The sequence below is a fragment of the Streptomyces sp. NPDC055013 genome (assembly GCF_053608645.1).
The window spans coordinates 145,193-167,738 of sequence record NZ_JBSGVW010000003.1; the positions used below are offsets into that span (position 1 = coordinate 145,193).

At 70.4% G+C, this 22,546-nt stretch carries 20 protein-coding genes, 1 tRNA gene and 1 pseudogene; 12 read left to right on the forward strand and 10 right to left on the reverse strand.

The genetic code is table 11. The features are described 5' to 3' along the window. Positions 1-35 precede the first annotated feature (35 nt). Both ACWGDB_RS05340 and ACWGDB_RS05345 read right to left on the reverse strand, forming a co-directional pair. Positions 36-1,019, reverse strand: a complete 984-nt coding sequence (locus ACWGDB_RS05340) for a bifunctional MaoC family dehydratase N-terminal/OB-fold nucleic acid binding domain-containing protein (protein ID WP_453821186.1) — start codon at positions 1,017-1,019, stop codon at positions 36-38. Between the two features lie 297 nt (positions 1,020-1,316). Beyond that, on the reverse strand, positions 1,317-1,643 hold the full coding sequence (locus ACWGDB_RS05345; RefSeq protein WP_453821187.1) for a hypothetical protein: 327 nt from the start codon (positions 1,641-1,643) through the stop codon (positions 1,317-1,319). Positions 1,644-2,021: 378 nt separating this feature from the next. On the opposite strand from ACWGDB_RS05345, the gene ACWGDB_RS05350 reads away from it, so the two are divergent. The 4 genes and pseudogenes from ACWGDB_RS05350 to ACWGDB_RS05365 all read left to right on the forward strand — a co-directional run bounded on the left by ACWGDB_RS05350 (position 2,022) and on the right by ACWGDB_RS05365 (position 4,642). Then, positions 2,022-2,888 carry a bifunctional DNA primase/polymerase gene (locus ACWGDB_RS05350; RefSeq protein ID WP_453821188.1) on the forward strand — a complete coding sequence of 289 codons (867 nt, stop codon included), beginning with the start codon at positions 2,022-2,024 and terminating at the stop codon, positions 2,886-2,888. 73 nt (positions 2,889-2,961) lie between these two features. Next, positions 2,962-3,393 carry a hypothetical protein gene (locus ACWGDB_RS05355; RefSeq protein WP_453821189.1) on the forward strand — a complete coding sequence of 144 codons (432 nt, stop codon included), beginning with the start codon at positions 2,962-2,964 and terminating at the stop codon, positions 3,391-3,393. A gap of 179 nt (positions 3,394-3,572) precedes the next feature. After that, a pseudogene (locus tag ACWGDB_RS05360) lies at positions 3,573-4,104 on the forward strand (DinB family protein). Positions 4,105-4,207: 103 nt separating this feature from the next. Continuing rightward, positions 4,208-4,642 (forward strand): amphi-Trp domain-containing protein, encoded by a 435-nt coding sequence (locus tag ACWGDB_RS05365; protein ID WP_453821190.1) that lies wholly within the window; start codon positions 4,208-4,210, stop codon positions 4,640-4,642. Positions 4,643-5,169: 527 nt separating this feature from the next. On the opposite strand, the gene ACWGDB_RS05370 is transcribed toward ACWGDB_RS05365, so the two are convergent. The 3 genes from ACWGDB_RS05370 to ACWGDB_RS05380 form a co-directional block, all read right to left on the reverse strand. Next, positions 5,170-5,493 carry a DUF6234 family protein gene (locus ACWGDB_RS05370; protein ID WP_453821191.1) on the reverse strand — a complete coding sequence of 108 codons (324 nt, stop codon included), beginning with the start codon at positions 5,491-5,493 and terminating at the stop codon, positions 5,170-5,172. Positions 5,494-5,730: 237 nt separating this feature from the next. Beyond that, positions 5,731-5,815 (reverse strand) — tRNA-Ser (locus tag ACWGDB_RS05375). A gap of 147 nt (positions 5,816-5,962) precedes the next feature. Further along, positions 5,963-7,540: a S1C family serine protease gene (locus ACWGDB_RS05380; RefSeq protein ID WP_453821192.1), complete on the reverse strand. Its 1,578-nt coding sequence runs from the start codon at positions 7,538-7,540 to the stop codon at positions 5,963-5,965. A 290-nt stretch (positions 7,541-7,830) separates the two neighbouring features. Here ACWGDB_RS05380 and ACWGDB_RS05385 point away from each other — a divergent pair, with 290 nt between their 5' ends. The 3 genes from ACWGDB_RS05385 (at position 7,831) to ACWGDB_RS05395 (ending at position 10,708) form a co-directional block, all read left to right on the forward strand. Further along, positions 7,831-8,658 (forward strand): glycerophosphodiester phosphodiesterase, encoded by an 828-nt coding sequence (locus tag ACWGDB_RS05385; protein ID WP_453821193.1) that lies wholly within the window; start codon positions 7,831-7,833, stop codon positions 8,656-8,658. Positions 8,659-8,838: 180 nt separating this feature from the next. Further along, a complete protein-coding gene (locus ACWGDB_RS05390) occupies positions 8,839-9,477 on the forward strand; it encodes an ATP-binding protein (protein WP_328880600.1) in 639 nt (212 codons plus the stop codon). Between the two features lie 265 nt (positions 9,478-9,742). Continuing rightward, entirely contained in the window at positions 9,743-10,708 is a 966-nt protein-coding gene (locus ACWGDB_RS05395; RefSeq protein WP_453821194.1) for a DUF5926 family protein, read from the forward strand. A 243-nt stretch (positions 10,709-10,951) separates the two neighbouring features. Here ACWGDB_RS05395 and ACWGDB_RS05400 read toward each other — a convergent pair whose 3' ends face one another. Both ACWGDB_RS05400 and ACWGDB_RS05405 read right to left on the reverse strand, forming a co-directional pair. Further along, complete coding sequence (locus ACWGDB_RS05400; RefSeq protein ID WP_453821195.1) at positions 10,952-11,620, reverse strand: hypothetical protein; 669 nt, start codon at positions 11,618-11,620, stop codon at positions 10,952-10,954. 56 nt (positions 11,621-11,676) lie between these two features. Further along, entirely contained in the window at positions 11,677-12,336 is a 660-nt protein-coding gene (locus ACWGDB_RS05405; protein ID WP_453821196.1) for a bifunctional DNA primase/polymerase, read from the reverse strand. A gap of 503 nt (positions 12,337-12,839) precedes the next feature. Between ACWGDB_RS05405 and ACWGDB_RS05410 the strand changes: the two genes are divergently transcribed. From ACWGDB_RS05410 to ACWGDB_RS05425, 4 genes are all read left to right on the forward strand, one after another. After that, positions 12,840-14,351: a PP2C family protein-serine/threonine phosphatase gene (locus ACWGDB_RS05410; RefSeq protein WP_453821197.1), complete on the forward strand. Its 1,512-nt coding sequence runs from the start codon at positions 12,840-12,842 to the stop codon at positions 14,349-14,351. Between the two features lie 140 nt (positions 14,352-14,491). Further along, entirely contained in the window at positions 14,492-15,958 is a 1,467-nt protein-coding gene (locus tag ACWGDB_RS05415; RefSeq protein ID WP_453821198.1) for an aminopeptidase P family protein, read from the forward strand. A gap of 106 nt (positions 15,959-16,064) precedes the next feature. Beyond that, positions 16,065-17,411, forward strand: coding sequence for a MocR-like pyridoxine biosynthesis transcription factor PdxR (gene pdxR, locus ACWGDB_RS05420; protein WP_453821199.1), 1,347 nt, complete (start codon positions 16,065-16,067; stop codon positions 17,409-17,411). 114 nt (positions 17,412-17,525) lie between these two features. Continuing rightward, positions 17,526-18,764: an MFS transporter gene (locus tag ACWGDB_RS05425; protein WP_453821200.1), complete on the forward strand. Its 1,239-nt coding sequence runs from the start codon at positions 17,526-17,528 to the stop codon at positions 18,762-18,764. Here ACWGDB_RS05425 and ACWGDB_RS05430 read toward each other — a convergent pair. Next, positions 18,739-19,572, reverse strand: coding sequence for a triphosphoribosyl-dephospho-CoA synthase (locus ACWGDB_RS05430; protein WP_453821201.1), 834 nt, complete (start codon positions 19,570-19,572; stop codon positions 18,739-18,741). The genes ACWGDB_RS05425 and ACWGDB_RS05430 overlap by 26 nt on opposite strands. 10 nt (positions 19,573-19,582) lie before the next feature. Continuing rightward, complete coding sequence (locus ACWGDB_RS05435; protein ID WP_453821202.1) at positions 19,583-20,527, reverse strand: intradiol ring-cleavage dioxygenase; 945 nt, start codon at positions 20,525-20,527, stop codon at positions 19,583-19,585. 194 nt (positions 20,528-20,721) lie between these two features. Between ACWGDB_RS05435 and ACWGDB_RS05440 the strand changes: the two genes are divergently transcribed. Further along, positions 20,722-21,783, forward strand: coding sequence for a YihY/virulence factor BrkB family protein (locus ACWGDB_RS05440; protein WP_453821203.1), 1,062 nt, complete (start codon positions 20,722-20,724; stop codon positions 21,781-21,783). A gap of 57 nt (positions 21,784-21,840) precedes the next feature. Here ACWGDB_RS05440 and ACWGDB_RS05445 read toward each other — a convergent pair whose 3' ends face one another. Then, positions 21,841-22,290 (reverse strand): ATP-binding protein, encoded by a 450-nt coding sequence (locus ACWGDB_RS05445; protein ID WP_328426228.1) that lies wholly within the window; start codon positions 22,288-22,290, stop codon positions 21,841-21,843. Positions 22,291-22,546 lie beyond the last annotated feature (256 nt).

A 22,546-nucleotide genomic window follows, 5' to 3' on the forward strand; every position in this document is an offset into this window, starting at 1 on the left:
CGGCATGCGCCTCCCCGTCACTCCCTCGCCGTCCGTCATGTGTCCGCCCCCTGCATCTCCTCGGCCTCCCGACAGCGCCAGACCGGCAGCACCGACTCCTCCTCGTACTCATGGAACTCCAGCCGCACCGGCAGCCCGATCCGCACCTTGTCGTACGGCACCCCCAGCACGTTGCCGATCATCCGCACACCCTCGGCCAGTTCGATCAGGCCGACCGCGTAGGGAGGGTCGAAGGCGGGGAACGGCGGGTGGTGCATCACGACGTACGAATAGACGGTCCCCTCGCCACTCGCCTCGACCGTGTCCCAGTCCAGCCCGCCGCAGGCGTTGCAGCCGGGCAGCCAGGGGTGGCGCAGGGCGCCGCAGCCGATACAGCGCTGGATGAGCAGTCTGTGCTGCTCCACGCCCTCCCAGAAGCCGGCGTTGTCACGGCTGACGACAGGGCGGGGGCGTGCGGGCTTCTGTCGCCGGTCCGGCTGTGATGGCTGCTCCCGCCCTGCCCGACCTATGGGCGCGTACTTGAGGATGCGGAAGCGGTGGGTGCCTGCGAGGTCGGGGCCGACGCGGATGTCCATGCGGGTGGTGACGAAGTACCCCGTGCCAAGCTTCGTCGTCTTCTTCTCCGAGATCGACTCGATCACCGAGTCGAAGGTGATCTCGTCCCCCGGCCGCAGTGGCCGTGGATACTCCTGCTCGCAGTCCGTGGCGACCACCGAGGTGAAGCCCGCCTCGTCGAGCAGGCCGAGCAGGTCGTCGTACGCGTGCGTGCGTCCCGTATGGCCGACGAGACCACTCATGGTCCATGCCTGGAGCATGGTGGGCGGTGCGATGGCGTCCGGTCCCGAGTACGCCGGGTTGGCGTCACCCATCGCTTCGCACCAGTGCCGGATCATGGGCGCGTTGACGGGATCCCTGCCCGCACGGGCCACGGCGGCGCGTCGCCCCTCGTAGGCCTTGAGCCGCGTCTCGAACTCGTCGCCCGCTTTCACCTCATGGCTCACCACCGGCTCGTAGCTCACCGTCGCCCCCTCGTCCTCATCGCCCCTCGGCGCATCGCACTGACACTTCTGGTACACCGCGACCGCCGATCCGGTTCCCACCACTTCTCGGGAACGTCCACGAGACCCCACGAAGGTTTCCTGGGCCCCACGAAGGTTTCTGACTGTCCGTCAGATACGACACACTGTCAAGGCCGTGGAAAAACGCCTGCGCGGCGGTACCGAAGTACCGCCGCGCAGACGCGTTGCACCCACAGAGCACACCCCACACAGTTCGAGGGGGCCGGTGCCTGAGCACGGGGCACCGGCCCCCTCAGCTCACCACCAGAGCGGCGTGAAGTTGACGGACGTGTTGTCGTTGCCCTGGTTGACGGAGGTGAACGCGGAGCCGTTGACCTGGGCCGTGTTGCTCTGGTTCGAGGCGCCGGAGCCGGTCGCCTGCTGCTGGGTGGTGGACGAGTTGCCGGAGTTGTCGTCGCCGACCCCGCTGCCGATGAGGCCCTGAGCGGCGTTCGTGACGGCCGCGCTGGATCCGTCGTCCGCGAAGGCGCCGTTGTCCGCCGTCGCGACGCCGGTGAAAAGGGCGGCGGCCAGCGGGAGTGCGGAGACGGCGGCGATGACGCGGGCGGTACGGATGCTTGCCATGTTTGTTCCTCCAGAACAGGTGCGTCCAGGCTCCCCGCCGGACGCATTGGTGGTGCATGAAGTACTGCTCGTTCCAGGGCAGTTGGCCGACCGCCCCGGAGTTCTGCACGACGTCGCGAGATCAGAGTTGCCCACCGAATCCCCGGCGAACCACCCCGGAAGCCCCTATTCGCCCTGAAGCGTGATGACAAGTCGATAAACCCCTTTCGCCACTTCCAACTCCCAAGACAGGGCAGTACGGTCACCTCCGCCCCAAGCCCCACAAGGGAGGAAAGGTTCCGGCGCACTTCCGGCCAATCCCCGCCGACCGGCGCGTCGCCCGGCGAGTCACACCCTCCGCCTCTTTCTTTTTTCGAACACACGTACGAACATAGAGGCATGGCCACCACCGACCGGCAGGCCACGACGCTGGCCCTCGCACACGCCCTGTCAGCCGCCGAGCGCGGCCTGGCCGTCATCCCCCTGTCCCGGACGAAGCTCCCGGCCCTGCGCTCCCCGCACCGCGACGACCCCGATCCCGCGCCCTGCCACGGCGAGTGCGGCCGTTTCGGGCACGGGGTCTATGACGCCTCCACCGACCCGGCCCGCATCCGCGAACTCTTCGCCGCCGCACCCTGGGCCACGGGCTACGGCATCGCCTGCGGCCTGCCCCCGCACCATCTGATCGGCATCGACCTCGACACCAAATCCGGTACGGACTCCTCCGCCGCCCTGCGCGAACTGGCACTGCGCCATCTGTTCACCATTCCGCCCACGGTGGTCGTCCTGACCCCCAGTGGCGGCCGCCACCTCTGGCTGACCGGCCCGGCCGACGTCGTCGTCCCCAACTCGGCGGGCCGCCTCGCACCCGGCATCGACATCCGGGGCGCCGGCGGCTACCTCGTCGGCCCCGGCTCCCGCACCGACCACGGCACCTACAGCACCGCTCCCGGCACCTCCCACATAACCCCCGCGCCCTGCCCGCGCGCCCTCCTCCGCCTTCTGCTCCCCCCGCCCCGTACGCACCACCTCACGCCCCCATCGGCCGGCGGCCACGGCCAGGGGCTCGTCCAGTTCGTGCTCGCCGCCCACGAGGGCCAGCGCAACACCCGCCTGTTCTGGGCCGCCTGCCGGGCCTACGAGGACGGCATCGGCGCCGCCCTCGTCGACCCCCTTGTCGAGGCGGCGCTCAACACCGGCCTGACCGAACGCGAGGCCCGCGCGACGATCGCGTCGGCGGCGCGGATGACCGGACACCGGCCCTGACGGGCACAGCCGCTCGACCGATGCCTCGAAAATGCACGGGAGCTCGATGCACCACCGCCGTAAAGTGCCGACCATGTCGCTGACCCACGTCGTCCTGACGTCCGGCCGCTCGCTCGACCTCTCCGAGCTGCGGCTCTCCTCGACGTACGGCGGAATGCTGGAGGGGTATCCGTGCAAGCTGGTCAACGACATGGCGATCAAGGGCCTCTTCCACGCCGCGGAACGCGCCCGCCCCTCCGTGCCGGTGCACCTCGTGCCGCCGCCGCGCGAGTATCCCGACCAGTACGCGGGCGCGTTCGGCCCGGTCGAGGTACTGCCCTCCGTGGCCTGCATCGGCGCCTTCCACTCCACGGCCCTCGACCGCGACCACGACCCGGTCCTGCACCGCTCCGCCCTCACGATCATCTGGTTCCAGCCGACCCCGCACGTGCCGTACGGCTGCGATGCGGAGGATGCGCTGCGAGAGGTGGATTGGGAGGGGCTGGCGCGGGACTACGAGCTCTAGCGCTCTGCGATCTTCAGCGTGCTCAGAGTTCTCACGCGCTACGACCTCTCACGCCCTACGACCTCTCACGCCCGACGACCTCTCGCGTGCTACGGCCCCTGAAGGCAGCGCCCCCGGGCTGACGTGGGGTGGAGAGATGCGCTTGCCCCGCGGGGGAGCTCCTGTGCCGAGGTCGGCCGATGAGCGTTTCCCGTCGTGAGCTGTTGCGCCGGCAGTTGGATCCGACCTGGGCGCTGTTCGAGTACCACCTCGACCGGCTCCGGCCCGAGGACTTCCCGTGGGAACCCGGGCCGTACTGCTGGACGATGCGCCGGGCCGCTGACGGCACCTGGGTGCCGGACTGGGCGGAGACCGAGCCCGACCCCGTCCCGGTATCGACGATCGCCTGGGTCGGCTGGCACATCGGCTGGTGGTGGAGCGTGGCCAGGGACCATCTGCGGGGACGCGCACCCCGGGAGCGGACCGACGTCACGTGGCCCGGCGACGGCCCCGGCAACCGTCGCTTGGCTGCGTGACCTGCACAGCGACTGGCTGGCGGCCCTGGAGGGGCTCGACGACACGGACCTGGACGCCACGGCTCCGTTCCCGTGGCCGGACGACCCGCAGCACACCGTCGCCCACAAGCTCGGCTGGGTGAACGCCGAGCTGATGAAGAACGCCGCGGAGATCGGCCAGTTGAGACTGCTGCGGGCGAGTCGGGCTGACGTCTGACCTGGACTTTCCGTGCGTGCCGCCACGAGATGTCCAACTCGGCCCGCGCCCCCAGAATGGGCATTACCGGGTGTTTCGTGCGCTGGATCGGATCGGAGACGCCATGACGGACCTCAAGTTTGAGCAGAAGCGCACCCTGTCCCGCCTGGAGGCGGCTGATCAGCTCGCGGCGCTCGCGGCCGCCTTGCGGCAGGGCGGGGAAGCCGAACTGGAAATCGACCCCTGGAAGTTGAGCCTGCGGATCCCCGCCGACCTTCACAGCGAGATCGAGTTCGAGGTCGAGGATGGGGAGATCGAACTCGAGATTGAGCTCAAGTGGCCGATCACATCGGCCGGCCGGACCAAGTCGTCATCGGCGACGGAAGGCACGGAGAAGGCCGAGGGCGGTCGAAAGAGCGGGCCGGCCAGTCCCGGCCGAACCGGCACCGGCGGCGGCAGAACTACAAAGCGGACCGCTGCAAAGGGGGCCACTGCGAAGCGGACCCCTGCGAGGCGAACCACCGCCCCCGCGAAGCGGACCGCGGCGAAGAAGTCCTGAACCCGTCGGCACCGCAATTCGCCGCGCAGCACGCCAGACGCCAACGCTCACAGCGCGCCTCCGGCGGGGGACGCTGGGAACCGTCAACGCCCCCGCCGATAGGCCAGGACGATCCCGAGCGTAGCCAGCACCGCGACCACGACGACAAACCAAGTGGGCATTGAGTCGAGCCCCTTGTAGGCGATCGAGACGGTCGGGGGCATCGGACCTCCTTGGGCGGCAGCAATGTCCGAGTGCCCGTTGCAGAGATCGAGATGCGCTGCCCGGAGGCCTGATCGTTTCACCTGGTCAGAGGCCGTCTTGTGCACGGTGGGTGTGGGCGTCGCAGCCACGGTGTCGCGCACTTCTCTTTGGCCGTTGGGAACACAGAGCGACTGACGTTCCCGACCTTGCTGCGCAGGACGGATCAACTTGATCTTCTACCACCCGTGCTGACGCTTCGAGCACCCTCCACGGTGTGTGGGTCGACGGCAGACGGGATGGGAGCTGGGGTGAGTGGTGGGTTGAGGTGGCTTGGCAGAGGCGCGCTATCCACGGGCGGCGAAGCAGGCGAGCAGTCCTGCTCCGACTCCCAGGACAACCAGTTGCACGACGCCCGGAATACGCCAGCCCAGGACAAGGAGACCACCGCCTGTGACGACCGCACCGCCGGCCAGGAGCCACATTCCCCGTAACGCTTCCTTGGGCGCACTGGGCGGATTGCCTTGGTCGTAACTGTCGGCCCAGCCCGTCATCCCGTAGCGGAACACCAACCAAGCGATGACGGCCAGGTCGATGACGAGTAGCGCCACGCTGACCCCAACCTGCTCGCCGGTCGATGGCTCACCCCCGGGCCTCATGCCCACCACCATCCGGTCTGCTGGTTACGTCCCGTTGAACTCATGTCACTCAGCCTGCTGTCGTGGCTGGCACTGCACATGAGCACGGCTACTCAGATGCGCCGCACACCGGAACCGTCCAGATGATCGGGCAACCGTGCCCCAGCCGCGCCCGATCAAGCGGGAAACAACGGGGAACACCGGGCGGTAACGGGGCCGGACATGAGAACAGCCCCCGACCAAACACACAGGTCAGGGGCCATTCAAGTGCGGTGGGTGTGGGATTTGAACCCACGGTGACTCGCGCCACGACGGTTTTCAAGACCGTTCCCTTAGGCCGCTCGGGCAACCCACCTCGCCCCGCCCACCTGGGGCGGAGCGGCTACAGCCTACCGGCCGCGCAGGGTGCGCGGGGTGCGTGGTCCGCACGGGGCCCAATGGCTCCGCCGTCAGGAGTGGTTGGTCAGGCGCAGCCGGTCGTACGCGTGCGTCGCCGTCGGTGTCAGCTGTCGCCCGTGCGGGAGCCCAGGGTCAGGTCGACCGTGCGGGACTGGCTGCCCCGTTCGTAGGTGATCGTGACCTTGTCGCCGGGCTTGTGGGTCCAGATCTCGCCGATCAGGGTCGGGCCGGAGTCGATCACCCGGTCGTCGAGCTTGATGATGACGTCGCCGGGCTTGAGGCCGGCCTTGGCGGCGGGACCGCCCGCCTCGACCGCGTCCGAGCCGCTGGCGCCCTGCTCGGTGATCTTGGCTCCGTCGGTGGTGTCCTCCAGGGAGACGGAGGCGCCGATCTTGGCGTACACCGGCTTACCGGTCTTGATCAGCTGCTGGGCGACGTACTTGGCCTGGTTGATCGGGATGGCGAAGCCGAGGCCGATCGAGCCGGACTGGCTGGTGCCGCCGAGGCCGTTGGCGGCGGACTGGATCGCGGAGTTGATGCCGATGACGTTGCCCTGCGCGTCCAGCAGCGGGCCGCCGGAGTTGCCGGGGTTGATCGAGGCGTCCGTCTGCAGGGCGCTCATGTACGAGGCGTTGCTGCCGGTGCCGTCGCTGGAGGCCACCGGGCGGTTCTTGGCGCTGATGATGCCGGTGGTGACCGTGTTGGAGAGGCCGAAGGGGGCGCCGATCGCGATCGTCGAGTCGCCGACGGCCACCTTGTCCGAGTCGCCCAGCGTGAGCGGCTTGAGGTCCGACGGGGCGCTCTTGAGCTTGATGACCGCGACGTCGTAGCCCTGCGCGTTGCCCACGACCTCCGCGTCGTACTTCTTGCCGTTCGCGAAGGTCGCCGTGAGCTTGCCGCCGTCGACCGCGTCGGCCACCACGTGGTTGTTGGTGACGATGTGGCCCTCGGTGTCGAAGACGAAGCCGGTGCCCGTGCCGCCCTCGCCGCCGCTGCTCTCCGCCTGGATGGTGACGGTGCTCGGCAGCGCCTTGGCGGTCACGCCCGCGACGGTGCCCGGGTCACGCTTGACGGAGCCGCCGCTGTCGGGGGCGGAGACGGTCGTCGAGGAGGTGTTCTCGTTGTTCTTGGCCAGGGTGTAGCCGAGACCGCCACCCAGACCGCCCGCGACCAGCGCGGCGATGAGGACCCCGGCGAGCAGTCCGCCCCGCCCGCGGCCGGACTTCGGCGCCGGCTCCTGGTAGGTCGCACCCCAGCCGGAGCCCGCACCGAAACCACCGGCACCGAAGCCACCCGCACCGGCACCACCCGCGGTGGCGCCGCCGTCGGCGTACGGCGGTGTGCCGGGCGGCGGCGGGGGCGGCCACGACGCGTCGGGGGCCGAGCTCTGCGGAGCAGGAGCAGGAGCAGAGGCAGGGGCCGGGGCCGGCTGCTGGGCTCCGTTCGACGCGCCCTCGGCGGCAGGCTGCTGAGAGCCGTCGGAGGCCGCGTGGGCGTAAGGCTCGGTACCGGTCGAGGCCGCCGGGGCATCACTCGGCACCGGCGGGATCGCGGCGGTCGGAGCGTCACCGCCCTCGGGAGCCGGGCGCTCCTGGGACGCCGGAGCAGCAGGAGCATCCACCGGCACGGGGGGTGCGGACGGGGCCGGGGGTACCGCGGCGCCCTCGTTCTCGGTGCTCACAGCTTCTCTCCTCGATCCACGGCTGTTGATATCGGTCGCACTCGGTCACGCCCGTTCACGCTGGCCAGTAATTGTCGGCAGTCGGTGCGCTTCAGCTCTGCATGTCAGCTCTGCATGGCTTTTTGTATGCCGTCAGCTTTTCCCACGGGCCGTCAGAGCACCATAAGCGGTCGCTGTGGGTCCACGGCCATTCTTTATATAGGTCATGTGAGACTAAACATGCACAATCCGAGCGTCTTCACGACTCCTCCGGTCCCACGCCTACCCCCGCTCGGTGGCACCATGACGCGGTGACCCACGCACGGCAGCAGCAGATCCGAGTCGTCGCCCATCGCGGAGCCTCCGAGGACGCCCCCGAGCACACCCTGGCCGCGTACAAGAAGGCCATCGAGGACGGTGCGGACGCCCTTGAGTGCGACGTACGCCTCACCGCCGACGGTCACCTCGTATGCGTCCACGACCGTCGCGTCAACCGTACGTCCAACGGCCGCGGCGCGGTCTCGGCGCTGGAACTCGCCGAACTCGCCGCCCTGGACTTCGGCTCCCGCAAGAACCGCGACTCGTGGAAGAACCGCGCCGAGGAGCCGGACTGGGAGGTCCGGCCGGAGGACCCCGAGGACACCTCCGTACTCACTCTGGAACGACTGCTGGAGCTCGTCGCCGACGCGGGGCGGCGCGTGGAACTGGCGATCGAGACCAAGCATCCGACCAGGTGGGCGGGGCAGGTCGAGGAACGGCTGCTGCTTCTGCTGAAGCGGTTCGGACTCGACGCGCCCCCTTCGGCCGCCGAGTCCCCGGTGCGCGTCATGAGCTTCTCCGCGCGCTCGCTGCATCGCGTGCGCGCCGCCTCGCCCACACTGCCCACGGTCTATCTGATGCAGTTCGTCTCACCGAGGCTGCGGGACGGACGCCTGCCCGCCGGCGTCCACATCGCGGGCCCCTCGATCCGGATCGTGCGCAGTCACCCTGCCTACGTGGAGCGCCTGAAGCGGGCCGGTCACCAAGTGCACGTCTGGACCGTGAATGAGCCGCAGGATGTCGACCTCTGTGTCGAGCTGGGCGTCGACGCCATCATCACCAACCGCCCGCGCGCGGTGCTGCACCAGCTCGGCCGCTGACACACGGGGATACCCGGGGATACATGGGGAAACCCCTAAAACCCCTTCAACCCCTGCGCAAACCCTTGACCCCTGACCCCCTCCAGCGCCATCCTCCACTCTCGGCCACACCTACGAATTCCAGCCATCCCGATTACAGGGAGTGCTCCGGCGCGTTCGGTCCGTATTCGATCGTTCTGAATGCGTCCCCGGACCTTGGTTGGCCGGTTTCCGGTACAGGCCAATGGGGCATCCACACCGTGGCGTGGGGCAAAGGAGGTCTCGGGGGTGGCGTTGGTGGTGGCACAGGAGGTGCCCACGTCGTCGAGCATGGCCGTTCCCCATGGTCCTGCGGGCGTGGGGAAAGCGCGGCACCGTATGCGCTCTCAGTTGCGCAGGGGCGGCGTGGCGGAATCGGTCATCGACGATGCCGTACTGATTCTTTCCGAACTCTTGAGCAACGCGTGCAAACACGGCCGACCGCTGGGTGACGCGCTGTCCGGGGACGGCGACGTCCGTGCCGCATGGCGCATGGAGGCGGGCGGCAGGCTCACGCTGGAGGTGACGGACGGCGGCGGACCCACTCGCCCTGCTCCGGCCACGCCCTCGGTCACCGCGCACGGCGGCCGCGGGCTCAACATCATCACCGCGCTGGCCGACGACTGGGGCGTACGGGACGACGCTCGCGGCGAGGTCACGGTCTGGGTCGTGGTCCACGACGACGTTCATGATCCGGATGCCGGGCACCGCCGCGACGATTTCGCTACGCGCGTCGCAGCGCCGACCGTGGGCGCGATATCCGGCCTCGACTTCGCGGACGCCTTCGACGATCTGGACTGAAGGCACGGGGCTGAAGCGACTGCACGGGCCGAAGTAACCACATGGGACTGACGGGACGGCACAGCACTGAAGCAACTGCCCAGGGCTGAGGGAACCGAGGGAAACAGAACCGGACACATCGGTTTCGACCGGCGTTCCGCCTCCGCCGCGAAGCGCCCTCACTCCCGGCGCGACCCGTGGGTTGTCCACAGCCTCCCGTCGACCATGGCGTGAACGGCTAGGCTCGCGCCCGTACGAGACGAGCCGTAACCGGGAGACACCCACGATGGCCAAGAAGCGACCCCAGACCAAGGCAAAGCGCCCGCAGATCATCGACGGCGAGGTCCCGGTCGTCGGCGCACGCGAGCCCTGCCCCTGCGGCAGCGGCCGCCGCTACAAGGCCTGTCATGGCCGGTCGGCCGCGCATGCGGTGACCGAGCTGGTGCAGCGCCCGTTCGACGGGCTGCCGGGCGAGTGCGACTGGGTGGCCCTGCGCGAGCTGGTGCCCGCCGCCACCGTCGAACTGCCCCTGAAGGGCGGCCTCCCCGAGGGTGTCCCGTCCGTCACGCTGGCCACGGTGCTGCCGATGGCCTGGCCGGCCCTGCGCCGCGACGACGGCTCGGTCCTGCTCGGCCTGCAGAACGACACGGCGTCGGGCGACATCAGCCGCGATCTCGCCGACACCCTCCAGCAGGCGCTCACCGCGCAGCCCGGCACCCCGGTCCAGGGCCGCCGCGCCCCGGCCGACGGTCCGCGGCTGCAGGATCTGCTCGACCCCGAGGGCGCCTTCGAGCCAGTTGTCCACTCCGGCTTCGAGTTCTGGGTCCCGGACGCGGAGAACGCCACTCCGGAGGTGGCCGCCTCCCTGGAGCGGGCCAACGCCGCGGCCATCCCCACCGTCAAGCTCACCGGCGTGGACGCCGCCTACTGGTGCGAGACGCCGGACAAGAACCACCTGCGCTGGGTCATGCCGCACCCCGAGGAGCAGCTTCTGGACGCTCTCGCGCGGCTGCACGCGGCAGGGAAGTCGAACCTCGGCGAAGGCACCCGTCTCGTGGGCTCCTTCCGCGCTCACGGCCTCACCGTGCCGGTCTGGGACCTGCCGAGCGGTGTCGGAGCGGAGGACGTCGAGAAGCCGGCCGCCGAGTTCGCCGAGCGCCTCGCCGCGGCCCTGGCCACGGACGCCCCGCTCACCGCGGACGAGCGTCGCGCGCGTGGCGGCCTGACCAACCGGCAGGTCACGCTCAGCTGACGGGCGACGCGCGGATCGGGTGCGGCTGAACGACCGTTCAGCCGCACGGCCCCCCTCGGGAGGGGTGAATCCGATCACAACTCCCATGCGGAGCAAGGGAATCCGTGACTGGAAAGCCCGGATCGAATTTGCGAACCGCCGATCTCTTGTTACCGTTCCATTAGCCCGGTTGCTGGTGCATCCCCCGTCGCCAGCAACCGGGTCTTTCCATGTGCGCAGACCTTTACGGAATGACGTCACATGTCAACGGCCCGTGCTCGCGCCGGAATTGCCGGGTGCGGAGTTGCTCGCGGAACGCAGCAACAGCGCCCCGCCCCCGGCCCGCTCGGCGAACTCCGTGACGGCCGTGTAGGCGCCCGCATCTCCCCGCGTGCGCTCCCGGGGCGTCTCGCAGGTCCCCGGCTCGTCCTCGGCGCCCACGGCGCAGCGCATCTGCAACGTGCGTCCCCCGGGCCCCATGAGGCTCAGCACGGAGTCCAGCGCGCCGCCGGTCGCATTGCGGAAGTAGGTGCGCGCCCAGGTGTCCTCGCCCTGCGTGAGGACACAGGTCTGCGCCTCGATGCCCTCGGGCGAGGTGAGTTCGGGACCGCAGCGGACGGCGGTGGCAAGGCCGAGGTCGAGCAGCAGCGGGGTGCCGGTGTCAGCGGCCGACGGCGCCTTGGCGTCGCCGCGAGGGGACGGACGTACGGTGCCGTCCTTCGGGGCGGGCGGGGAGGACCGTACGGCATCACGCGCGGGCGCCCCCACGGCGGCGCGGCCCGCTTCGACGACCTGGCCTGCGGCCGCCCAGGCCAGCGGCAGGGCGACCGCGGCCGCCGCGACGGACGCGAGGGCGATCAGACGGATTCTTCTGTGCTTCGGCCCGCGGCGATGCGATGACGGTGCCCGGTTTCCCCTGGAATGACGCGACATATAGCGGAACATAACGACCGCGCACGTGTGCACCGTTCCGCGCGCGCCGGAGAGCCCTACAACTCGGGCGCGCTCACACCCGTACGAGTGAGGGCCTCGACCACGGCGTCCACCACGGCCTCCACATCCGGCACCCACGGGGAGGCCGAGCCGGGCAGCGGGGCGCGCTGCCAGCTGATGGGACCCTGGCCCGTCTCGGACGGGGGCAGGGCGATGTAGCCGCCCTCGCCGTGGAAGCGCAGGGAGCCGGGGACGAAGTCCTTGGCGTACAGCAGCTCGCCCAGCTGTTCCATGGAGTACGGCTTCACCAGGATCGCCCAGCGGGCGGGCGAGGCGACGACCGGGCCGAGGCGCATGCCCTTGCGGTCGAGTGCCGTGAGTGCGTGAGCGGCCGGCAGGGCGGGCAGGCTGACCGCGCAGGGAGCCTGGCCGCCGGTGGCGAGGATGATCGGCGCCGTCGGCCGGTTGGTCCACCACCAGCGCAGCATGCGCTCGTCGGTGGTGGCCGCGAGGAGGCCGGGGTCGAAGGGGTGCGCGCCGGGCACCGTGCAGTCCGGGTCGGGGCAGCCGCAGCGGGAGTGTCCCTGCGGGTGCGTCGTCACGCCCGGGAGTACGGGCCAGCGCCATTGCGTCGCGAAGGTCAGGGCCGCGCTGATCTGCTCAGACTTCCCGTCACCGCGCAGGAGCCTGCGTCGCTTTCCGAGGATCTCGCGCATGAGCGCTCGTTCCTTTCCGTTGCACCGCTGGCAACACCGTGGGCTTCATCACACCATGTGTCGATCACTTCACTGTGCGTACCTGTTGGCGCATCACACCCCTGCACTGAGCAAGGGGAACCCCTATGGGCCGAGCGTTGGCTGCGTCCGCGGCAGCCTCGTCCACACTGCGTCTACCAAAAGCATGGGCGTGGCGTGGGGTGGCGAAGTCTGGCGTTTTGCCGTCGCGCGTATTTCTCTTCGCCTCCGCCACGGGAGGATGGGGCACGATCGTCAGTGGCTAAGACGCCCGGGCCCGTCACCAGGTTCCGGGCGGTTGTCCACCACCCCTGGCCTTCTCCGAGTACGTACCCATCACGACCGCTGTGACGCTCCGTCGAGCGAAACCAGTCGACCGCAATACCCCGTTCCCTGAGGCAGTTTTAAGCCAACTTTGCCTTTACGCAAGAGGTCTACCAGGAGTGTTCGGGTGACCCACGGACACCAGGAATCCCGGCAGGACAATGCTGGACATCCCCTTACGAGTGCGTGTACATGTGGAGACACTGCTAGCGGCGCAGAATGACATGGGGGTTTGCGATGCTTTTGAGCAATACGCACCGGTCGGAAAGCCGGACGCCATGAACGCCCCTCACCCTTCGAAAGTGGCCGGAATCGATTCCACGGTTCCCTCGCCCGCACACACTGTCGCGCCCGCGCCCGGGGCCTCGGGAACCCCAGCGGTTCCCCCACCGAACCCGCCGAGCGCACTGCTTCAGGACCGTCTCGCCGGCTGGGTCTCGGACCTCACGACACTCCACGAACTCACCGAACGCCTGGCGCGCACGGACGCACTCGACGACGCCCTCCAGGAACTGCTGCGCGCCGGATCCGCCCTCGTCGGCGCCCGGCGCGGTCTTGTCGTGCTGGAACCCGCCGACGGCCTCGGCCCGGACACGACCATCGGGCTGGGCCTCGCGCGCGCCGACCTCGGGCACATCGAGACCGTGCCGCGCAGTTCCCTTTCGTACGGCAGGATCCTCGACGGGCTGCCCGGTGGCGACGGCGAGATCGCCGAGCCCGACCTGTTCGCCGAGGACAAGCTCGACCCCCGCCACCGCGAGGTGGCCGCCCGCCTCGGCTACGCCGCCAGCTACGCCCTCCCCCTGTCCACCGATGCCGCCGGCCGCCTGGGTGCCGCCGTCTGGCTGTACGACGAGCCCGCCGAACCGGTCGAGCGCCAGCGTCACCTCGTCGGCCTGTACGTCCGCTACGCCACCGAGCACCTGGCCCGGCTCCTCGAGGTCGAGCGCACGCGCACGGCCATGAGGACGATGGCCGAGGAACTGCTCCCCTCCCGTCTGCCCCGCATGGCCGGCGTCCAGCTCGCCGCGCGGCACCGCACCGGCCCGCGCGGGGGCGGTGACTGGTACGACGCGCTGCCGCTGCCGGACGCCGCGCTCGGCCTCGCGGTCGGCTCGGTGACCGGGTCCGGGCCCAGCGCGGTCGCCGCGATGGGCCGGCTGAGGGCCAGCCTGCGGGCGTACGCCGTGATGGAGGGCGAGGACCCGGTCGCGGTCCTGTCCGACCTGGAACTGCTGCTCAGACTCACCGAGCCCGCCCGCTCCGCCACCGCCCTGTTCGCCTACTGCGAGCCCTCCCTGCGCAAGATCACGCTCGCCGGTGCCGGGCACACCCCGCCGCTGCTGATCGGCGATCGGCGCACGGAGTTCGTGGAGACCTCCGTGTCCGCCCCGCTGGGCATGCTGGCGTGCTGGGAGGCGCCGAGCGTGGAGCTGCTGGCGGAAGCCGGAGAGACGGTTCTGCTGTACACCGACGGGCTGCTGCACCGCACCGGCGACCCCACCGATCGCGCGTTCGCACGGCTGCACTCGGCGGCGGCCGGGGTGCCGCGGGCGATCCGGCACGACCCGGACGCCGTCGTCGACCACGTACTGCGGACCGTGCTGCCGGACGGGGTGGACCGGGCGGACAGCGAGGAGGACGTCGTCCTGCTGGCCGCGCGCTTCGAGTAGCGGCCCGTGGCCCGTCGGTCCCTCACCCATAACAGGCACGTGGCCTGCGCCATAGCAGTGCCCGGAGCCCGGTCCTGCGCTCCTGGGCCTTGCTCGGTACGACCGTACGATGGACGGGGTCCAGTGCCGTATCGAGGAGGATGACCGTGGCCGACGAGCTCACCCCGGAGACCCCGGAGACCGAGTCTGAAGAGCCGATCAAGCAGCGCAAGAACGGCCTGTACCCGGGCGTGTCCGACGAGCTCGCCGAGAACATGAAGTCCGGCTGGGCCGACACGGAGCTGCGCGGCCTGGAGCCGATCCCGCAGGCCGCCGAGACCGCCGCGCGACGCGCCGCGCTGTCGGCGCGGTTCCCGGGCGAGCGGCTGGTGATCCCCGCGGGCAACCTGAAGACGCGCTCGAACGACACCGAGTACGCCTTCCGGGCGTCGGTCGAATACGCGTACCTCACCGGCAACCAGACCGAGGACGGTGTGCTCGTCCTCGAGCCCGCCGCCGACGGTCACAAGGCGACGATCTATCTGCTGCCGCGCTCCGACCGCGAGAACGGTGAGTTCTGGCTGTCCGGCCAGGGCGAGCTGTGGGTCGGCCGCCGGCACTCGCTCACCGAGGCGGAGAAGCTGTACGGCATCCCCGCTTCCGATGTGCGCGAGCTGGCGGACGCGCTGCGTGAGGCCACCGGCCCGGTGCGGGTCGTCCGTGGCTTCGACGCCGGCATCGAGACCGCGCTCACCGACAAGGTCACCGCCGAGCGCGACGATGAGCTGCGCGTCTTCCTGTCCGAGGCCCGGCTCGTCAAGGACGAGTTCGAGGTCGGCGAGCTGCAGAAGGCCGTCGACTCGACCGTGCGCGGCTTCGAGGACGTGGTGAAGGTCCTCGACAAGGCCGAGGCGACGTCCGAGCGCTACATCGAGGGCACGTTCTTCCTCCGCGCGCGCGTGGAGGGCAACGACGTCGGCTACGGCTCCATCTGCGCGGCCGGCCCGCACGCCTGCACGCTGCACTGGGTGCGCAACGACGGGCCCGTGCGCTCCGGTGACCTGCTGCTGCTCGACGCGGGCGTCGAGACGCACACGTACTACACCGCCGACGTCACACGCACGCTGCCGATCAACGGACGGTACAGCGAGATCCAGAAGAAGATCTACGACGCCGTGTACGACGCCCAGGAGGCCGGTATCGCGGCCGTGCAGCCGGGCGCGAAGTACCGGGACTTCCATGACGCGTCGCAGCGGGTGCTCGCCGAGAGGCTCGTCGAGTGGGGGCTTGTCGAGGGGCCCGTCGAGCGGGTGCTGGAGCTCGGGCTCCAGCGGCGTTGGACGCTGCACGGGACCGGGCACATGCTCGGCATGGACGTGCACGACTGCGCCGCCGCGCGCGTGGAGTCGTATGTCGACGGCACGCTGGCGGCGGGCATGGTGCTGACCGTCGAGCCGGGGCTGTACTTCCAGGCCGATGACCTGACGGTGCCGGAGGAGTACCGGGGAATCGGCGTGCGGATCGAGGACGACATCCTGGTGACGGAGGACGGGAACCGGAATCTGTCGGCCGGGCTGCCTCGCCGGTCGGACGAGGTCGAGAGCTGGATGTCCGCTCTGAAGGGCTGATGTTTGGTCGATGGCCGGATACCAAGCGGGTGTCCGGCCATCATTGCGGTCTGCGGGCAGTTCGTGGCCGGTCGCGCAGTTCCCCGCGCCCCTTCCGGGAGTTGGTGTGGACCTGCATGTAGAACTCGCCGCCGTGGAAGGGCGCCGAGCGGGACTGGAGCGTGCCCTGCGCGACGCTGTACGGGACGGGCGGCTCAGCCCTGGCGCGCGGTTGCCCGCGACTCGGCGCCTCGCGGACGAACTCGGCATCTCGCGGAACACCGTCAAGGCGGCGTACGACCAGCTTGTCGCCGAGGGGTATCTCACCGCTCGGCAGGGGGCCGGTACGCAGGTCGCCGCCTTGCCGCCCATCGACACCGAACCGCCGGAGGGCGCCGCACGCGCGCGTGTGCCGCGTTTTGATCTGCGGCCCGGGAGTCCGGACGTGGGGACGTTTCCGGCGGCTGCCTGGCTGCGGGCGCTGCGCAGGGCCATCGCCGCGGCGCCCTCACCGGCGTATGACTACGGCGATCCGCGCGGACGCATCGAGCTGCGGAGCGCCCTGTCGGGGTATCTGGGGCGGGCGCGTGGGGTGATCGCTCCGGCGGAGCGGATCGTGATCACCTCCGGGTATGTGCAGGGGCTGGCGCTGCTCACGCGTGTGCTGGAGGGCGGCACGTTCGCGATGGAGGACCCCGGGCTGCCGTTCCATCGGGAGGTGGTACGGCGAGGCGGTGGCGCCGTGGTGCCCGTTCGGGTGGATGAACGAGGAGCTTGTGCCGAGGGGTTGGGGGGCTGTGACGCCGTTGTCGTCACGCCGGCGCATCAGTATCCGACCGGCGTGACGCTGCACCCGGAGCGGCGGCGGGCGCTCACCGACTGGGCACGCGCGCGTGGGGGCTTGATCGTCGAGGACGACTACGACGGGGAGTTCCGCTACGACCGTCAGCCCGTGGGCGCATTGCAGGGGATGGCGCCGGGCCAGGTGGTCTATCTGGGCACGGCCTCGAAGACGCTCGGGCCCGCGCTGCGGCTCGGCTGGATGGTGCTGCCGCCGCACCTCGTCGACGCCGTGGCCGACGCCAAGCTGCACAGTGACCATCACACCGAGTCCCTCGGCCAGTTGGCGCTCGCCGAGCTGATCGACAGCCATGCGTACGACCGTCATGTGCGCGCCTGCCGACTGCGGTACCGGCGGCGCAGGGACCAGCTCGTGGAGCGGCTGGGGGCGCGTCGGCAGGTGCGCGGGATCGCGGCCGGACTGCACGCGCTGGTGGAGGTCGACGACGAGGCGCGGGTGCTGGCGCGGGCCGAGGAGGAAGGGCTCGCGGTGGGGCGTCTGGGGGAGCACTGGCATGCGCCGGGCAGTGGTGAAGGGCGGCCGCAGGGGCTGGTCGTGGGATACGGGACGCCTCGGGAGCGGGCGTATCCGGAGGCGTTGGAGGTGCTGGGGAAGGTGTTGGAGGGCGGCTGAGAGGGCGTGCCGGGGGTGTGCTTGAGGGGGTGGCCGGTCGACGCCGATTGGGCCACTGAAACAGCTCATGATTGGTGCTACTGAGCAGCCCACTGCGTTTCTAGTGTCGTAGGCATGACGAACTCGCTCGTCCCGCCCGCCGGTCCACAACGCGTCCTGGCCCTCGCCCAGTTGAGCAACTCGGTCGGGGACGGGGCCTACTACACGACGTCCGCTCTCTACTTCACCCAGGTAGTCGGCCTCGACCCCGCGCGCGTGGGACTCGGGCTGACCGTCGGCTGGGCGGTCGGTTCGCTGGTCGGGATTCCGCTGGGGCGGCTCGCCGACCGGCGCGGCGCGCGCGGTACGGCCGTGCTGCTGGCCCTCGCGACGGGGCTCGCGGTGGCGTCCTTCGTGGCCGTACGCGGATTCGTGCCGTTCGTGCTGGCCGCGTGCGGGTACGCGGCCGCGCAGTCCGGGCTCGCGGCGGCCCGGCAGGCGCTGCTCGCGGGGCTGGTGCCGGCCGCGGAGCGGACCGGGCTGCTGGCGCATCTGCAGTCGACGCTCAACGCCGGCCTCGCGGTCGGCGCCGGGCTGGGCGGGCTGGCGCTGCACGCGGGGACGCGGGCGGCGTATCTCGGGGTGTTCGCGCTGGACGCGGTGAGTTTCCTGCTGTGTGCCGGGCTGCTGCTGCGGCTGCCCGCCGTGCCGCGACCGGCGCTCGTGCCGGTGCGCTTGCGGAAGGGTCGCAGCATCGGCGTCCTGCGGGACCGGCCGTACGCCCTCGTCGCGTTGCTCAACACGATCCTGCTGTTGCGGCTCAGCCTCGTGCTGCCACTGTGGATCACTCGTAGGACCGAGGCGCCCGCGTGGCTGGTCTCCGCGTTGTTCGTGCTCAACACCGGTGCGGTGATGCTGTTCCAGGTCAGGGCGGCGCGCGGGGTGACAGGGCTCGGCACCGCCACGCGCGCGGTGCGCCGAGCGGGCTGGGTGATGCTCGCCGCGTGCGTGGTGTTCGCCCTGTCGGCGGGAGCGTCCCTGTGGGTGGCCGTCGGCGTTCTGGTGGTCGGCGCGGTGCTTCAAGTGGTTGCCGAGATGGGGCAGTCGGCGGGCTCCTGGCAGCTGTCCTTCGACCTGGCTCCCGAGGGCCGCGTCGGCGAGTACCAGGGTCTGTTCGGAACCGGCGTCACCGTCGCCCGCACCCTCGGCCCGCTGCTGCTCACGGCCCTGCTGGTGGAGTGGGGGACACCGGGCTGGCTGCTGCTGGGCGGGGCGATGCTGGCCGCGTCGTACGCGATGGGACCGGCGGCACGGTGGGCCGCCGGTCGCCGGGCCGAGGAGGACCGCGTCAGGCGGCCCGCGCTCGTGCCGTGACGGGCAGGGCGTCCAGGAACAACGCCCCCGCGAGGAGCCCCGCACTCCCCCGCGGGCTCCACGCGCGTGCGTGCAGGTCGGCGTCGAGGGCGGCCAGGGCCTGTGCGCCCACCGCCGTGTCCGTACCGCCCGCCTCCAGGACCGCGCGGGCGCCCGCCTGGACGTGCCGCAGTCCCATCGGGCCCGCGGTGTAGAGGAGTTCGGTGTCCTGGAGGGTGGACATCACGGTGAGCAGGGCGTTCAGGCGGGCCTGCTCCTCCGTGGCGCCGGCCGCGCGGGCTGCGGCGAGCGCATCCGACGCCCGCCGTACGTGCGGGAATCCGGCCCGCGCCTCGCCCCGCGCCCCGGCGGCGCCGTACTGCGCGGACACCGAGGAGCCCCGGGAGGGTCTGCGCGGGGCACGCTTGTCGGTGTGGGCGGCGATGCGCTTGGCGGTCGCGGCGACGTCCCGTGCCCCGCCCCGGGGGTCGAGTGCCGCTGCGGCGACCAGCAGGCCGAGCGTCCACAGGGCGCCCCGGTGGCCGCCGCCCGCGAGGTGCACCGAGTGCTCGGCGCACCTGCCGATCGCGCCGAGTTCGCTGCGGAGCCCGGGCGTCGGCTCGCCCGTGCGCCGGGCCGCGGCCGCCATCGCCGCAAGGCCCGGCGTGAGCGCCTTGGCCGACCAGCGCAGCATGCCGTGGTCCCGACGGGTGACGCGGGTGCCCAGGTCGCGCGGGTCGGGCAGGCCCGGCTTGGGGGCCAGGGCCAACTGCCCGGTCAGCGCGGTCACGGCGGCCTGCGCCAGTGCCTCGTCCTCGCGACTGCTCATGGCCGTACTCCTAGGAGGAGGCCGAGGCCGACGGGGTGCCGCTGGGCGCGTCGCCAGGGGCTCCGCTCGGGGCGCCACTCGGGGGCGTACCGCCACCGCCGCCGCTGCCCGCGCCGGTGTTCTCGGCGTCCGGGTCGACGCCGATGGTGAGGGAGCCCTTGTAGCCCTTGGACGGGTCCTTCTTGTGGACCGCCTTCAGGGTCAGCAGGCCGCTGGAGGCGCCGCCGCCGTCGTAGACCATGTCGTCGTCGAGGGTGGTGTAGCTGCCGGAGTGCTTCGAGTACGGCTCCAGCGTGAAGATCTCCTCGGCGATCGCGTCGTCGAAGAACAGCTGGCCGGTGTAGTTGACCTTGCCGCCTTCGTACGTGCCGTCCTCCTTCTGGCCGCCGGTGTGCACCTTGAGGTGGATGTGGCAGGTGCGCGGGGTGTACCAGCCCGGGAAGATCGTCTCGAACTTCACGACCCCGTTGGCGTTGGCGATCTGGTACCCGCGCAGGTAGGTGTTGTCGTTCGCGGTCGAGCCGTCCTCGCTCTCGGCGGGCGCGGACCCGCCGGGGTTGGCCGTGGTGTAGCCGGAGTAGTAGCCCCAGGCGTCGCAGTGCCAGATCTCCACGGCGGCGCCCTTGACCGAGGTGCAGCCGTCGGTGGCGTCCACGACGGTGAGGCGCAGCGTCAGCGGTACGCCGCTCTTGCCCTCGGTGATGTCCTTTCGCACCAGGGCGTCGTCCAGGTAGTACGGCCCTTCGGTGACACTCGACATCAGCGTCATGCAGGTGCCGGCGCTCTCCGAGGCGGTCGTGGTGGCCGTCGCCGTGGCGTCGGTCGCCGTCGTGGCCGTGTCGGCGAAGGCCGCCTGATAGCCCGCGACGGCGAGCCCGCCCGCCGCGACCGTGCCACCGGTCACCACGATCGCGCGGCGCCGGGTGATCGACTTGTCCGTGTGGTTTCCCGTCATGGCCAGGAAGCTAGGGACGCCCCCCGTCAACAGCGTGGGGCGGCACTGTGCGGGGGCTGTGAGTCCTGAGGAAGCTGAAGCCTGCGGGTTCGCCGCGGAGGAACCTCGGATCAGAATGTCGACATACTTCCCTTTTAGTGAGGTATGCCGTGAATACGAGTGTGGGGTGATGCTCAGTCGGATACTCGTGCGGAATGGCACGGACACTGAAACGGCATGTACGGCACCACGAGCACAGCGCGACCGACAAGACGGCGGAGACCTCGCGGGCACCTGAGGCCGGGCCGGACGAGCAGGTGGAGCAGCGAGCTCCGGACACTCCGACGGACCTGCCGAAGCACTCCTGGGGGGCGGTGCTGAAAGGCACCTTGAAGGAGTTCAAGAAGGACGAGCTGACGGACCGGGCCGCGGCGCTCACCTACTACAGCATCCTGGCGCTGTTCCCGGCGCTGCTGGCGCTGATCTCCCTGCTAGGGGTCGTCGGAGAGTCGGCGACCCAGCAGGTGCTGGACAACATCCAGAAACTCGCCCCGGGCGCGGCGCGAGACGTCCTGACCAGCGCGGTGCAGCAGATGCAGGGCAACGCCGGCCTCGGCTCGGCGTTGGCGATCGTGGGTCTGTTGCTCGCCGTGTGGTCGGCCTCCGGCTATGTCGCCGCGTTCATCAGGTCCGCCAACGCGGTGTACGACGTCCCGGAGGGGCGCCCGGTATGGAAGGTGCTGCCGGTGCGCGTCGGTGTGACCGTGGTGCTGATGGTCATGGCGGTGATCAGCGCGGTGATCGTCGTGTTCACCGGCGGCCTGGCCCGCCGGGTCGGCGACACGCTGGGGGTCGGCGACACAGCGCTCACGGTGTGGTCGATCGCGAAGTGGCCGGTGCTGGTGCTCCTGGTCACGATCATGATCGCGATCCTGTACTGGGCGACGCCCAACGCGAAGGTGCGCGGCTTCCGCTGGATCACGCCGGGCAGCTTCCTGGCGCTGGTGATCTGGATGATCGCCTCGGCCGGGTTCGCGCTGTACGTGGCGAACTTCGCCTCGTACAACAAGACCTACGGCACCTTCGCCGGCGTGATCATCTTCCTGGTGTGGCTGTGGATCACGAATCTGGCCATCCTGCTGGGCCTGGAGTTCGACGCCGAGCTGGCCCGCCAGCGCGCCGCCGCGGGCGGCCACCCTGCCGACGACGAGCCGTACGTGCAGCCGCGCGACACCAGCAAGTGGGACGAGGAGGACCACCGGCGGCTTGAATCCTGAACCGGTGGCCACGGCTTACGGCCCGTTCCCCCATGCCCCGCACCCTCACCACCGCCACTACACCGCCATCAGCGACGGGTCCTTCTTCCACTTGAGGATCTTGTCGAAGCTCACCACCGCCCCGCCCCGCCCCGGCTTGTTGCCGAACTGGACGTGGTCGGCGAGTTCCTCGATGAGGCAGAGCCCCCGGCCGTGCTCGGCGTCGGTGGTCGCCGGGCGGGGTGCGCGCAGCGGTGCGGTGAAGCCCGGGCCGGAGTCGGCGACCTCGATGTGGCACTTCTCGCCGTCCAGGTACGCCGTCACGCGGTACGCCTGTGGGGAGCCGTCGGGCATGGTGTCGCCGCCGTGCTCAACGGCGTTGGCGCAGGCCTCGCTGAGGGCGACGGAGAGGTCGTAGGACACATCGGGGTCGACGCCCGCGGTCTCCATGGTGCCGATCAGCAGCCGCCGGGCAAGGGGCACGCTCGCAGCTTCGCGCCGCAGATGGAGTGACCACCAGATGCTCATGCTCCAGCCTCCTGGCCGCGGCTCGACATACCGTTACGTATTGCCACGAGTGCCCATCGGTAAGCACATCATTGACGTGATGCCGCCCATATGGTCGATGCGCCCACGGGGGAATCGGTGTATGTGGGGGCGGCCCACACCAGAGGGTGACCTTCCGGTCGTACGGCCCCAATTACCCGTACTGCCCCTATGCCCCGTACGTCCCCTACCGCTCGTATGTCATCTTGCGGACCTGCCGTATGGCGGCCATAAGGCC

What these genes read in the sequence shown, in the direction of transcription:
- ACWGDB_RS05345 (WP_453821187.1), bottom strand. Translation starts at nt 1,643, where the DNA reads ATGGCAAGCATCCGTACCGCCCGCGTCATCGCCGCCGTCTCCGCACTC.
- ACWGDB_RS05350 (WP_453821188.1), top strand. Translation starts at nt 2,022, where the DNA reads ATGGCCACCACCGACCGGCAGGCCACGACGCTGGCCCTCGCACACGCC.
- ACWGDB_RS05355 (WP_453821189.1), top strand. Translation starts at nt 2,962, where the DNA reads ATGTCGCTGACCCACGTCGTCCTGACGTCCGGCCGCTCGCTCGACCTC.
- ACWGDB_RS05365 (WP_453821190.1), top strand. Translation starts at nt 4,208, where the DNA reads ATGACGGACCTCAAGTTTGAGCAGAAGCGCACCCTGTCCCGCCTGGAG.
- ACWGDB_RS05370 (WP_453821191.1), bottom strand. Translation starts at nt 5,493, where the DNA reads ATGGTGGTGGGCATGAGGCCCGGGGGTGAGCCATCGACCGGCGAGCAG.
- ACWGDB_RS05390 (WP_328880600.1), top strand. Translation starts at nt 8,839, where the DNA reads ATGCGTCCCCGGACCTTGGTTGGCCGGTTTCCGGTACAGGCCAATGGG.
- ACWGDB_RS05395 (WP_453821194.1), top strand. Translation starts at nt 9,743, where the DNA reads ATGGCCAAGAAGCGACCCCAGACCAAGGCAAAGCGCCCGCAGATCATC.
- ACWGDB_RS05400 (WP_453821195.1), bottom strand. Translation starts at nt 11,620, where the DNA reads ATGTCGCGTCATTCCAGGGGAAACCGGGCACCGTCATCGCATCGCCGC.
- ACWGDB_RS05405 (WP_453821196.1), bottom strand. Translation starts at nt 12,336, where the DNA reads ATGCGCGAGATCCTCGGAAAGCGACGCAGGCTCCTGCGCGGTGACGGG.
- ACWGDB_RS05410 (WP_453821197.1), top strand. Translation starts at nt 12,840, where the DNA reads ATGCTGGACATCCCCTTACGAGTGCGTGTACATGTGGAGACACTGCTA.
- ACWGDB_RS05415 (WP_453821198.1), top strand. Translation starts at nt 14,492, where the DNA reads ATGACCGTGGCCGACGAGCTCACCCCGGAGACCCCGGAGACCGAGTCT.
- ACWGDB_RS05425 (WP_453821200.1), top strand. Translation starts at nt 17,526, where the DNA reads ATGACGAACTCGCTCGTCCCGCCCGCCGGTCCACAACGCGTCCTGGCC.
- ACWGDB_RS05430 (WP_453821201.1), bottom strand. Translation starts at nt 19,572, where the DNA reads ATGAGCAGTCGCGAGGACGAGGCACTGGCGCAGGCCGCCGTGACCGCG.
- ACWGDB_RS05435 (WP_453821202.1), bottom strand. Translation starts at nt 20,527, where the DNA reads ATGACGGGAAACCACACGGACAAGTCGATCACCCGGCGCCGCGCGATC.
- ACWGDB_RS05440 (WP_453821203.1), top strand. Translation starts at nt 20,722, where the DNA reads ATGGCACGGACACTGAAACGGCATGTACGGCACCACGAGCACAGCGCG.
- ACWGDB_RS05445 (WP_328426228.1), bottom strand. Translation starts at nt 22,290, where the DNA reads ATGAGCATCTGGTGGTCACTCCATCTGCGGCGCGAAGCTGCGAGCGTG.